Raw genomic sequence first — 13,170 nt, 5'->3', positions numbered from 1 at the left:
CTTTATAAAATAACCGACCGACCATTGTTCATTTTTCTAGTAATGCGATCTGTAATGACTAATAAAACAATTGAAATAACGGAAATCCCTAAACCAACTGCCGTCGCATAAGAAAAGTCCCCTTGCGTTAGCCCCATACGATAAACAAATGAATTGATTACTTCTGATTTGTTTTGGTTTTGAGCATTCATTAAAACCAACGTTTGATCTAAGTTCGATCCCAATAAACCGCTAACATTTAGAATTAAGTTCAACGAAATAATCGGCGCTAATAAGGGCAAAGTAATCGTTCGGATTTGTGTTAATTTTGAAGCACCATCAATTCTCGCCGCTTCATAAAACGTTGGATCAATACGAGACATGCCAGCAAGATAGAGAATCGTGCCCCAACCTACTTCTTTCCACAAATCAGAAAGAACAGCAATCCACCAATACTTATCAGGATCTAACAAATGATTGACGCCCTGATTCATTAAGCCAAATGACATCATGACTTGGTTGATAAACCCATTTGTTGAAAGCCACGAAATCAACATCCCGCCTAAAACGATCCAAGAAAAAAAGTGCGGAATATAAGAAATCGTCTGAATCACTTTTTTTAAATGTCCATCTCTCATTTCAAAAATCATTACCGCTAAGATAATCGGAATAGCGAATCCTAAAAAAAGTTTCATTAAACTAATCGCTAAGGTATTACGAACTGCTTCCCAAAAAAAACTATCTTCCATAATGATTCGAAAATTTTCAAGTCCAACCCATGGTGCAGAAGAAACCGTATCAACAATCGTATAATTTTTAAAAGCAATGATAATTCCATAAATTGGAATGTAGTTAAAGACAATCATGAATGCTACACCCGGAAGTACCATCCAATGCAATTGCCGCTGATCATAAAACTTTTTTAGTTTTTTCATAAGCAGGGTTCCTTTCTTTTTAGTGAAACGTTTCTACAAACAGATTATACATTCACTCCAAACAGTTGTAAACCCTTACATTATGGTTTTATTTAAAAATAACAGCATTAAAAAGCGCTATAGACCATTTATAAAGAAATTATTTCCCCTGCTTCTTTTTCCATAAAAATACTCTTTTCTAGTTATTTTAAAGCATTTTATAGAAACGTTTCACCAAAATATGAACATCTTTTTCTTAAAAATAATTCTGTTAAATAACAGAAAAAAGTCTGGCCGGATTGACCAGACTTTTTAAATATAGATAGTAAAATGTGTAATTTCAGGGATCACCCCAAAACGAGCATGAATGGCGGTCGTTCCTAAGCCTGTATTAACATATAGTTGCGTTTCTTGGTCCAACTGATACAATCCTCTGGTATACTTTTCTGCTAAAACATTTGTGATTGGATAAAAAGGAATCCAAATTTGTCCGCCATGGCTATGTCCTGCTAAAACTAACTGTGTACCCGTGCCAACAAATGCATCCGCGACATCTGGTTCATGGGTCATTAATAACGCATAGTCATACGTTTCTCGATAGGATAATGTTTCTGAAACGGAAGGATTTCCTAATAACGAGTCATCTAAACCACCAATAAAAAGACGGCGTCCATCTGCTAGGGTTACTGTTTCTCCTTGGTTTTTCATAACGGTAAAGCCACTGGCCTCCATGACTTCATCATACACCGCAGAAGCACCGCCACCATAATCATGATTTCCCCAAACTGCATATTTTCCAATTGTCGCTTGCAACTGTTTTAATTTTTCAATCATCGGTTCCTTTTGTTGCGGATTTTTGGCATAATTGTCAAATAAATCACCTGTAAAAACGATAATATCTGGTTTTTCACGATTGACTTTTTTTATGACTTTATCTAACCGCTTCGTCTCATAAAATTCTGAAACTTGTATATCCGAAAGTTGCACAACATTCAATGGTTCTCGTTGATTTTTCTTTCCCAAAGTCACCTGATTAACGTGAACTAAATTCGGCTCAATCTTCCACGCATAGATTGGGAGTGCGATAATTAAGAAAAAAAATAAGAGCATTATACTTAAACCAATTTTTTTAACCACATCACTCGCTCCTTTCTTTTCTTTGATTTCCGAAGACTTAGTATAGAGAAAAATCTTCTTAACCACAATCTAAAACAAAGGAAATTAAGGCTTTGTTAAACAACCTAAAGAATTTCCACAATCTCTTATCCTTTTCTTAGCTTTTTTATAAAAAAAGCTAGATAATTTCATCTGTCGATGAAATTATCTAGCTAGAACATTCTTCTCTTAATGATGATGTTTTCGAAACGTTTGATAACCAATTAAGCAAAATAAAATCCCCAATAAAATCATTCCAGTTACTGAAAATAAGCCTGCTAACATCTTTCGCATCCTCTCTGTTGCTAAACTTCCTTATTTGTAGTCACTATTTCTTGTTGTAAAATTGGTTGAAATAGACGACGTTCTGCTAATTTTCTTGCTAAAATTGCTTCACTTTTTTTCGTAAAGATACCTAAGTTATGGCGCTTGCCTTTCAAAGAGATATAAGCCAGCCATTTCCCAGAAGCGGTCTGGCTCACTCCTTTGTGTCCGCTGCTATTATTTTTGGGGCGTTTACTTTGCAACTTCCCTGGAATTACACCAGCAACTCTTTGTCGGTAATCCTTCTTTTTACGATGACCGCAGCTTTTGGTATGGCCATTCAACAAATTTTCACAGCGAACCCAGCAAGATTGTCCGCACGAACACAGACAATATGCTTTCATTGTCTGTTGAATACTTTCAATCCGTACCACGACTAATTCATGATAGTTTTTTTTCAACATTGTTTGATAGCGATGGTGCGCACATTTGGTTCGATACCCACGAATTAGTTGTCTTCTTGAAGCTTCTGCATAGCTCCCACAAGAACAGCGACAGGCCCAAACAATCAGCCCTTCTTTTCTTTTTGCCGTTGGTGCTACTACTGTCAACTCACCAAACTTTTGGCCAGTTAAATCTTTATAGTTACCTACTTGTCTCAATTGACTATCCTTCGTATTCTTGTTCTCGCCACATCTCGATTGGGTCTCTCCCATAGTGCTCATTTTTCTGAGTCTCTCCCTTTCTTAGTTCTCTGACTACCTCAGCAAATACTTGCCAATCTTTTGTTTCCGGCAAATGACGCCATGTCAATTGACGACACCGTACTTTCGAACTATAAAAATCGGACAAATACAAATCGGTTTCTAAGGTTAATTTGTGATCAATCATGACATCCATATGATTGAAAGAAGCAATAATTTTTTCAATAAAGCGGTTATAATCCTCCCCACCAGAAAAATCAACAAATACATGAATCGTTTTTTCAATTGCGCAAAAAGACCGATCATTTAGCAAACAAAACATAAAATCATAGTATAGATGCACGCGTTCATACATTAAAAATCGTTTTTGATGCAGCGACTCTGTCTTTTGTATAAAACCATCTAAGGCGCGATGAATTTGAGGAAACCGCTCTTCAAAGAAACTGCTCTGCTTGGCGGGAATAAATGCAGCCACTGAAAAATATAGGCGGTCCCAGCGATAACAAATCAACTTTAATTTTTCTTTTGTTTCCACCGTAATTCGCTTTTCAAAGAAAGGAATAACACTATTCATATGATCAATAAATTCGTCTAACATGGTTAACTTATCTGGAAAAACAATCGGACTATCAATGTATTCATTTAAACTTAAAAAAAGAAAAATATATGAAGTCTCTTTGCCAAAATCCTCTTTAAAAAGAGGTGTTTCACTTGTATAAATTTTTTCAAACGCATGCTGTAAACAGCTAGGCACATGAACTTCCGTAAAAGAGTCCACTACATGATCAGAAAACACACGAAAACGTTGGATCGTTAAAAGAATAAATAGTTGTGCGCTTTGATTAAGACTAAACGTTCTTTGATACATCAGTTGTAAATCGTTTATAAATCGTTTAATGCCAGGACTATTTTCCAGCAAAATGTTAGGCAGCCTTTCTTGATTACTTCCATAAAAATAATACAAGCATTGAAAACAAAAACTTCGGATATTTTTCTCTTCTCCAACCAAGCCTGTTGACTTTAATTTAATATGCCAATTAGCTAAAATCAGATTTAGTTTATACGAGAAGGCATAAATTTTGCTTTTGCTCATAAAATGAATTTGAGAAAATTCTTGAATCGTATGCTTTTGATAGAGGCCCACATCAAGAAGCAACTTGGCCATTAGTGATTGATCAAAATAATATTTTCTTAAGGCTTGATAATCAATTTGCGATAATTTTTGCGCACTAATCAGTCCTTTAGCTGGAAAAAGAATTTGACTCCTTGAAGAAATCTGTGTACATTCATAATTTATTTGACGGCACAACGATTCTAACTTTTGAGTGGATAAATCAAAATATCCATAAAATTCTTCTTTTAATAATGGACCTTCACTATTCATAAAAGTTTGATAAATAAGTAATTTATCTCGGAATTCTTGGTCTAATAATTCATCTAACAAAGTAGTCACATTTTCAACTCCAAACTATCACGCCTTAAGTATCTATTTTTTTAACAAGACGTGAGTGTCAATCTTGCTTATTTTTTCCACAAATTTAAAAATGATTCTTTCGATATTTAGGAATCTTCATAGAAAAGTATTATTTTAACCAAAAAAAGCCCCCTTGCGTCACCAAGGAGGCTTTTTTTGTTATTTTTTTACTTTAAATTTAAAGAAAAGCTGATTTGTTTGACTAATTTTCTGTTTCTTTTCTAGCCTATTCGTCAAAAATGATTGAAACTTTTGGTTTGTCTTCTATACTATCTTCCTATAAAGTTCTTACTCTTTTAAGTATCAGCTTCTGTCAATAAAAGTCCTCATTTGGCATTGCTAATCTGAATACAGTATAACTACTTGTTGCCGCTATTTTTTGCTGTTATTTTACTCTTTAATCGAAGCGCTGGAAACGCTGTCAACTGCTGGCTTTTCGGTCGCTGACTCTTCTTCATGGACTGATGCACTTGAGACACTATCTGCCGTTTCTGGCGCTTCTTTTTTGGAGGCACCACTGACTGCATCGACGTTTTTTCCACCGACTAATTCTTGCCCAGTTTGTTTTAAATACCAATCAACAATTGGTTTAAAGTCTAAAATATACTCATTAATTCCCGCGTAATTTCCATTATCATCATACATCGCTTGATAGTTATGCACTACATAGGTATCTGGTCCGTGCATTGGAACATGAACGCGAATAGCATCTGTTTTTCCTGACCGTAATTGTTGAATCACCCATTCTACATTTTTCAATGCTTTTGGCGGATGGCAATTCGCTAATGGATTACCAACTTGTCCTGGTTGCCGTTTAGCAAACATTTCTTCAGCAGCCATTTTTTTATTGTAATATAAAAATTGATTGTTACTGTCTGCGTAAGTCAATTCCATTGGCATTGATTTTAAGAAATAATTTAGCTGATCAACGGTTAAAATGCCTCGATCTAATTTTACGTATCTGTCGCCTTCCACAGCCTGAACCGCTTCTGCTGCTTGTTCTACCCAATCATCTGCTGCCATATCAACCCCTTCGATCGTTGTTTCAATGGTTCCTTTTGCATGTAAATCTTCAGGTAAGTCTTTTGGCTTAGCCCCTTCTAATTTTGAAATCACATCAATGAATTCCACGAATTTTTGTAATGTGCTTTCTAAAAATTGACGTGTTCCCTCCGCAATTAAGTTGCCGTTTTCATCAAATGCCTCTTTAGCTTTCCCTAATAAAAACTCGTTTCCAGGCATCACGATCGCATTGACACCAGGTGCATCAAGAATTTGACGGAGATGTAATTGCGCACGTGAGGTTCCTTGATCATAATAAGAGCAACCAACAATCATTACTGGTTTATTTTCCAGCGGATGAATTTTGAAAGATAACCATTCTAATACACTTTTCAAACCGGCAGGAATGGTATGGTTATGTTCGGGCGTCGCAATAATTACGCCGTCTGCTTGTAAAATTTTGCGATTCATATTCTGAATCAAGACACTGTTCGTTTGATCCTTACTTTGATTAAACATTGGAATATCTTTAATTTCTAAAATTTCCAAGTCGAACATTTTATAAAACTCTTTGCCAATATATTGCAGTAGTAACCGATTATAAGAAGAATCAGCATTTGATCCGACGATCCCAATTAATTTCATTTTATTCACTCCATTTCGTTAAATCGTTTCCCATGAGAAATTTTCTGCTTCTTTTTTGTTTTGCGCATGCGCATGTTTCAGCTGTTCTGTAATTTCAATAAATACACAAAAATCTGCAAACAAACCAGCTAGTTTATCTATTTGTTCTGAATCTTTTAACGCATTGTTTTCATCAAAAGCTTGTAAGGAATGCGCTAATAGAAATTCAGAGCTTGGCATAATTCGTGCTTTCAATTCAGGAGCATCTAAAATTTGACGCAGATGCGCTTGTGCTCTAGAGGAACCTAACGTGCCATAGGATGCACCAGTAATCATAACTGGTTTATCAACAAACGGAAAAATCCCGTAAGATAACCAACTTAGGGCATTCATCAAAGAAGCCGGCACCGCATGGTCATATTCAGGCGTACTGATAATGACGCCATCTGCTGCTTCAATTTTTTCAGCAACCGTTTTAACTATTTCTGGTAAAACTTTGTCTTCTGGCTTGTTAAACATAGGAAAGTCAACAATTTCAACTAGTTCAATGTCAGCCTCCTGCGCAAAATAGTGTTGCATAAATTGCAAAAGTTGACGATTGGTTGATTGCTCTGAATTCGTTCCTACTAAGCCGATAATTTTTTTCATAATGAGCTGTCCTTTCTTTTTCGGTTCTATGAATGGATAATGTGAAGAGTATCTGCTAACCCACTGCTATATAAAATTTGCTGGTCTTGTGTAATGATGACTCCTTCAATCCCATCTAGTTGATTGAGGATTTCAAGCGCTTCTGGAATTGGATAACCAAATAAACGCGTTGTCCAAATCTCACCATCCACTGAAGCATCCGAGATAATTGTGATGCTGGCCATTTCAGTTTCCAATGGGTAACCGGTTGTCGGATCCAACAGATGGTGATAGACTCGCCCAGCTTCGGTTAAACTTCTTTCATAAATGCCCGACGTCACAACCGATTGATTAGCCACTTCGACAAGTAAGCTGATTGTTTCTCTGGATTCTTGCGGATTGCGAATACCAATTCGCCATTTTTTGTTTTGATGCGTAGAGGGCCCCAACGTCACAATATTGCCGCCCAGATTAATCAAAGCAGACGTCACATGGACTTCTTTCAAATAGGCAATTAGTAAATCAGCGATATAGCCTTTTGCTAAAGCCCCCAGATCTAATTTCATTCCTTCTTCTTCCAAAAAAACCATTTGTTTTAATGGATTTAAGTGAATCTTTTCTGGATTAATTTTTTTCAAACAGGCTTTAATTTCCTCTTCTGACGGGACACGGGCATCTTTAAAACCGATTCGCCACGTTTGAACTAACGGGCCAATGGTAATATTCAAATGACTAGCTGGATCACAACTATGTTTTTTCCCTAATGCAATTAATTGATACAACTCTGGATGAACGCTGACTGGTTTTTGCCCAGCTTGTTGATTGACAGCCATCAGTTCCGAAGTTGAATCATTTGCACTAAAACGTTGTTCATAAGTGATCAATCGTTGATGCACTTCTTCTAGAATTTTTTCAGGTTCTTCATGGTCTACAAATACATCTATTACTGTGCCCATCAAATAAATAGTTTGACTTTGTTGCACCTCAAGACTTCCTCTCCACGAAAGATTGTGTTTTATTTCACATTTATTCACAAATGAATCATACGACTTTATTTGATGCCAGTCAAGTCGTTTATATATTTTTTTATATAAAATAACGACCTTAAAATTTTCATTTAAGGTCGTAACGCGTCTTGAACTCTTTTAAAAAACGCTTTTTTTATTATATTTTGAAAATAAATATATAATTTTCTATATAAACTAATTATTCTTAGATAAAATTGTTTCTTTCAATGTTTGAATTGCTTCCAACAAGATGCGATTTTTATTGATTTTTGCATACGCGCGGGCATCTTGTAGTAGTTCTAAAATTTGCTCTTGCGGCTTTTCTTCAGCTAAGGCATTTTTCGCAAGCTGGAAAGCTGCTCTTGCCAAGTAATACGTGACGTGATTATCAGAACAGATGGAAATCGCATACTCTAACAAAGCATCACTTGTTTCTAAATCGCTTTTTTCTGCATAAAAAACACCACAGTGAAAGACAACATTTAATACTCGCCAAGTATCTTCCATTGATTGAATAGTATAAAGATAAATTTCCTTGAAGACCTTATTGAAATAAAATTCTGCTTTCTCAATTTCGCCTTCTTTGGCATAGGCCATGCCAATTCCAGTAAAAGCTAACAAACGGTAAATATCGCTCGTGTATTTTTGCTCTTCAAACAGAAGTTTTTCAAAGGTAAATAAGCAATCCATCAACGAAGCATTTTGAAAAATCATGACAAAGCCTTGTAAATAATAATATTCTAATAACAGTTGGGAATCTTTGATTTCATCAAAAGGAATATTTTTTAAAATTGTTTGCAATTGGTCATGTTCGCTAGTAATCAAGAAGAATTCTGCTTCTTCCATTTTTTCAAGAATTTCAGGTTGTTTAATCCCTACGCGCGGGAAGAGCTCTCCCAAAGGTAGCTCTAAACGATTACATAGTTGGATCAATATTTTTAAAGTTGGGACTTGACCATTCTTTTCAAAGCGACTAACCGTAACTTGCGTACAAATCCCTTTAGCCAATTCACTTTGCGACAAACCACGTGCTTTGCGTTTTTCTATAAACCGTTGTATATTCATTGCTTTTCCTCTCATTCTCATCTTCTCAAACTTACTATAATACAACTTACCTTAAAAATATATATAGAAAAAGAAAAATGTTTATAACAAAAAAGAACACAGACAACTCTTTCATTAAAAGTTTGTCTGCGCTCTATTAGAACCTAAATCACTAAACGTCAATCCAGCATTATTTAATCAATCCGATACGTCATACTTGCTTTGTTTAGAGAGCAGCTCTTTTTTTAGCTTCTTTCACAAATGTATTCATGGCCTGATATAATTTTTCCTTGATTTCTTTGAGATTAGCTTGTTGTAATTCTTTATTGGCAACTAACTGTTGACCGTTCACCCAAACAGCTTCAACATTGCTAGCATTTGCTGAATAAACCAACGCTGAATAGGCATCAAAAATCGGAAACATATTAACTGATTGCGTTTCAATTAATGCTATATCCGCTTTTTTGCCCACTTCCAATGAGCCGACTTGCTCCGCCAAGCCTAACGTTTTAGCGCCCCCCATCGTTGCCAGATAAACAATTTCTTTCGCAGGAAACAAGGAGCGATCTTGGTGTGCTGTCTTATGAAAATTCGCAACCATGCGCATTTGGGTGAATAAATCTAATGTATTCCCACTACTAGGTCCATCCGTGCCTAAACCGACAATAATCCCTTGATCAAGCATTTGCTTAATCGGCGCTACGCCTTTGGCTGATTTAGTATTCGCACCGATACAATGAGCGACACGCGCTTTTCCATTAGTAGCAGCTAAACTCGCAAGATCTTCATCGGTTGCCAAAATACAATGCGCTAAAATAAACGGCTCACTCAAATAACCCAGTTCTTCTAAAAAAGCAATTGGTGTTTTTTGATAGTTTTTTTCAAACTCAGCCATTTCATAAGTCATTTCAGCAACGTGCATGGTCACAGGAACTTGGTATCGCCGACTAAGTTCAATAATTTTTGCTAACACTTCTGGTGAGTTGGTATTCGGTGCATGTGGCGCAAGTATAGGCGTAATCAACGGATGGCCTTGCCACTTGCGAATAAAGGTTTCCGCGTAAAAAAGACCGCCTGAAGGTTCCGGACTATCACAAGTGGGCATATCAATAATCGTCTCTCCTAGCAAAGCACGAACACTCATTTTTTCACAACTTTTAGCAATTTCATCTTCAAAATAATACATATCACAAAAGCTCGTAATACCACTCAGTAACATTTCAGCAATTGCATAATCACTACTGCATCCTACTAATTCTTTTGTCATGAATTGTTCTAATGGAAAAAGAAAACGCCGGAGTCGATCTGGCACATCGTCTCCTAACGAACGAAACGGAATCATGCCTACATGGGTATGGGTGTTAATCATCCCAGGCATTAAAATTCCATTTTGACCATCGATTACTTGATTTGCAGCAATTTGCTTTTCATCAAGTGTGGTCATTGGTGCTAATGCAACAATTGTGTCTTCTTCAATCACTAAATAGCCGGCTTTGATTTCTGAAAATTGCTCATCCATTGTTAGTATATGCACATTTTTAATGAGTGTTTTCATGCAAAAGAACTCCATCCTCTGGAAAAACTAATGGATAGAAACGTTGTGACTTCGTATCCATCATCCCAAAATCTGTCACTTTAATGGCTGGCGAGACAGGCAATGATAGTGTAGAAAAGGACATGATTTCATTCATATTTTGATAACCTAACGCTTGCATAGCTTGTCGGACTTTTTGTAAAGAAGCGCCTAATTGTTCAATCGGTGCTTGCGATAAAATCCCACCAATTGGTAAAGGACAAGTTGCCATCACTTGCTGATCCGAAGCAACCAAATAGCCGCCTTGCATCGCTAATAATTCATTCTGCGCTAATAAAATATCCTCAATCGTATTACCCATCACCATTAAATTATGATGATCATGGGCCCAGGTTGTCGCAATGGCTCCTTTCTCGGAAAGGGGTTGATCCATTAAAGAAAAAGAAATATTGCCATTTTTTCCGTAACGTTCCATCACAATTAATAAGGCACAGTTGGCTTTTTGCCATTGTAACAACCCATTTTCAACAGGAATTTCTTTTGTAATTCGCTCTGTAAATGTACCAATTTCTTGTTTTTGAATCACATTACAACGAACTGTTTCTTTTGTTGTAGCCACCTTTAAAAGTAAATCTTCTTCTGTTAACTTTTTACATTGGATGGTTTGTTGGTACGCGGCTGGAAACTCTTCGATTTTTTCTGGATAATTAAAGGGCTCGCCTTTTTCAAAAACGACCTTTCCAGATTTATAAACCGTATTAATATCAAAACTTTCTAAGTCATTTAATAACAAAAAGTCAGCTTTTTTACCAGGTGCAATTTCGCCACGATCATGGAGACCCATTCGTTTGGCCGGCGTATAAGTTGCCATATAAATGGCTTTTTCGATAGGCAATCCTGCATGAACGGCTTTTTTGACATTTTCATTTAGATGACCTTTTAGCAAATCATCAGCCATCACGTCATCCGTGATAATACTTGCATAATTGTAGAAGTCATTGTCTACTATCACCTGAATGTTTTCAGGAGTGATTGATTTATTTTGAAATTGAATAAAGACGCCCGCTTCAATTTTTTCTTTTAACGTTTTAGGAAATTGATGGGTATGATCTGAAGTGATACCACTATATAGAAAATCTGCTAACTCTTGATCTTCGATTTTAGGACAGTGGCCTTCTAAAGGCATGGTTGGTCGTTGTTTTTGGCACAAATCGATAATTTGACGAATTAAAGAATCTGGCTCATAGGAAATCCCTTTAAAATTCATGGCTTCCCCTAAACAAATCACTTTTGGTTCTTTGAGTAATTCTGCTACTTCTGCTAAGCCGATAATCCCACCAGTTGTTTCTAATTCGGGAGTGGTCGAAGGAACCGAGGAAGGAATTGCGTGAAAGATATCTAGTTCTGTTTCAGCGGCCATAAAAGCTTTTAACCCTTCTAAGCCAAATACGTTAGCCATTTCATGGGCATCGGCAATCACCGTTGTCACACCGTAACGCACTACTGCTTTGGAAAAAATAGTAGGTGTCGTCATGGAACTTTCAATATGCATGTGTGCATCAATTAAGCCGGGAATCATCCATTGATTCTCGGCATTAATTGTTTTTTTGGGCTGCAAATTGACGTTCTCTTCTTCATAAATGTAATAAAATTTATCATTTTTAATCGCAACATTTCGTTGAACGAATGTTTGAGTGACTGTTTGATACAGCCACACATTTTTTAGTAGTACATCGACGTTCATTTTGCCCCTCTTTTCTAAAACTATTGATTCATCGTCCGGTTCCATTGATCAATCCAATCCGCTAGTTGACTATTAATAAAATTAAAATCGACTGTTTTGGCACGTTCGGCAATGGCACCATATGTTTTATTTTTCGCTTCTTTTTCGCTTAGCGTTACTTGTTGATTTGTAGGTCCTTCATTTAATGAAATCGCTTTGGCCTTTTGTGATTCTTCACTAATCCGTGCATTAACAAATTTAAAGGCGGTTTCTTTGTTTTGTGCTTTTTTAGGAATATTGACTGTATTATAGTTGGCATACGTGCCGCTTTCTGGAACGACATACGTCACGTTTTCTGCTGCGCCTTGAATAATATCAACCGCAAAATCAGCAACCACAGCTGCTTCAATTTCACCAGATTGGAACATATTAGCTAAGTCTGACGATTTTGAATACGTTTTAACAACGTTTGGTTTTAATTCTTTCATCGCTTCAAAAGCGGCCTTCCCGTTATCTTTTGTAATATCTTGACCAGCATGTTCACTAGCAACGTATAACATTAAAGGACCTGCCGTCGTGGCAACGTCTGGAACAGAAATTTTACCTTTCAAATCAGCTGACCATAAGTCATCCCAGTTCTTAATTTCTTTGCCTAATTTTTCTTTGTTGTAAACAATCCCGATACTGTTTACAGCAATTGGTACGCCAGCACCACTTTCAAAAACCTCTTTTGCTCCCGGCGTTAACTGACTTAAATTAGGTACTTCTTTTTCTGTAATTTTTTCAAATAACCCTTCTTTTCCACCTTGTGCTGCATTTGCTTGTGCTAATTCAATAACATCAATTCCCGCATTGGGATTATTTTTTAATTTCGTAAAGCGGTCTGCGCTATTGCCTACTTCTAAGGTAACTTTCGCTTCATTCTCTTTTTCAAACGGAGCGATGATGTCTTTTTTGACAATATCTTCACTTAATCCGAAAGTTGAAACGACTAAAGCATTACTTCCACCTTTGCTCTCGCTTTTCGTAGTTGCTTCGCTGTTTCCACAAGCAGTCATTAATAACGTTGCAGCGACTAATGTTCCTAAAATTACGCGTTTTTTCATTTTTAAATCTTCC

11 protein-coding genes are annotated in these 13,170 nt (G+C 36.5%); all 11 read right to left on the bottom strand.

Annotated elements, in window-relative coordinates; translation table 11 throughout:
- Positions 1-2 precede the first annotated feature (2 nt).
- A complete protein-coding gene (locus AB3I72_RS11115) occupies positions 3-914 on the bottom strand; it encodes a sugar ABC transporter permease (RefSeq protein WP_010816455.1) in 912 nt (303 codons plus the stop codon).
- Positions 915-1,205: 291 nt separating this feature from the next.
- On the bottom strand, positions 1,206-2,096 hold the full coding sequence (locus AB3I72_RS11110) for a metallophosphoesterase (protein ID WP_002384670.1): 891 nt from the start codon (positions 2,094-2,096) through the stop codon (positions 1,206-1,208).
- Between the two features lie 257 nt (positions 2,097-2,353).
- Positions 2,354-3,028: an AP2 domain-containing protein gene (locus AB3I72_RS11105; protein ID WP_029659183.1), complete on the bottom strand. Its 675-nt coding sequence runs from the start codon at positions 3,026-3,028 to the stop codon at positions 2,354-2,356.
- Positions 2,979-4,469 (bottom strand): helix-turn-helix domain-containing protein, encoded by a 1,491-nt coding sequence (locus AB3I72_RS11100; RefSeq protein ID WP_010816452.1) that lies wholly within the window; start codon positions 4,467-4,469, stop codon positions 2,979-2,981. The genes AB3I72_RS11105 and AB3I72_RS11100 overlap by 50 nt, the downstream gene beginning before the upstream one ends.
- A gap of 411 nt (positions 4,470-4,880) precedes the next feature.
- On the bottom strand, positions 4,881-6,137 hold the full coding sequence (locus AB3I72_RS11095) for an NADPH-dependent oxidoreductase (RefSeq protein ID WP_061100993.1): 1,257 nt from the start codon (positions 6,135-6,137) through the stop codon (positions 4,881-4,883).
- An 18-nt stretch (positions 6,138-6,155) separates the two neighbouring features.
- Positions 6,156-6,764: an NADPH-dependent FMN reductase gene (locus AB3I72_RS11090; RefSeq protein WP_002357907.1), complete on the bottom strand. Its 609-nt coding sequence runs from the start codon at positions 6,762-6,764 to the stop codon at positions 6,156-6,158.
- A gap of 26 nt (positions 6,765-6,790) precedes the next feature.
- A complete protein-coding gene (locus AB3I72_RS11085) occupies positions 6,791-7,726 on the bottom strand; it encodes an FAD:protein FMN transferase (RefSeq protein ID WP_368023924.1) in 936 nt (311 codons plus the stop codon).
- Between the two features lie 219 nt (positions 7,727-7,945).
- Positions 7,946-8,836 (bottom strand): helix-turn-helix domain-containing protein, encoded by an 891-nt coding sequence (locus AB3I72_RS11080; protein ID WP_368023923.1) that lies wholly within the window; start codon positions 8,834-8,836, stop codon positions 7,946-7,948.
- A gap of 184 nt (positions 8,837-9,020) precedes the next feature.
- Positions 9,021-10,349: an amidohydrolase gene (locus AB3I72_RS11075; protein ID WP_368023922.1), complete on the bottom strand. Its 1,329-nt coding sequence runs from the start codon at positions 10,347-10,349 to the stop codon at positions 9,021-9,023.
- Positions 10,333-12,117 (bottom strand): adenine deaminase, encoded by a 1,785-nt coding sequence (locus tag AB3I72_RS11070; RefSeq protein WP_368023921.1) that lies wholly within the window; start codon positions 12,115-12,117, stop codon positions 10,333-10,335. Before AB3I72_RS11070 ends, AB3I72_RS11075 begins: the two co-directional genes overlap by 17 nt.
- Complete coding sequence (locus tag AB3I72_RS11065; protein WP_002357914.1) at positions 12,093-13,157, bottom strand: ABC transporter substrate-binding protein; 1,065 nt, start codon at positions 13,155-13,157, stop codon at positions 12,093-12,095. Before AB3I72_RS11065 ends, AB3I72_RS11070 begins: the two co-directional genes overlap by 25 nt.
- Between the last annotated feature and the right edge of the window lie 13 nt (positions 13,158-13,170).

Origin of the sequence: Enterococcus sp. GC34 (genome assembly GCF_040886645.1) — a bacterium.
GTDB classification, from domain to species: Bacteria; Bacillota; Bacilli; order Lactobacillales; family Enterococcaceae; genus Enterococcus; species Enterococcus faecalis.
The sequence above is the reverse complement of the archived record's forward strand: the minus strand, read 5'-3'. Positions and strand labels throughout refer to the sequence as shown.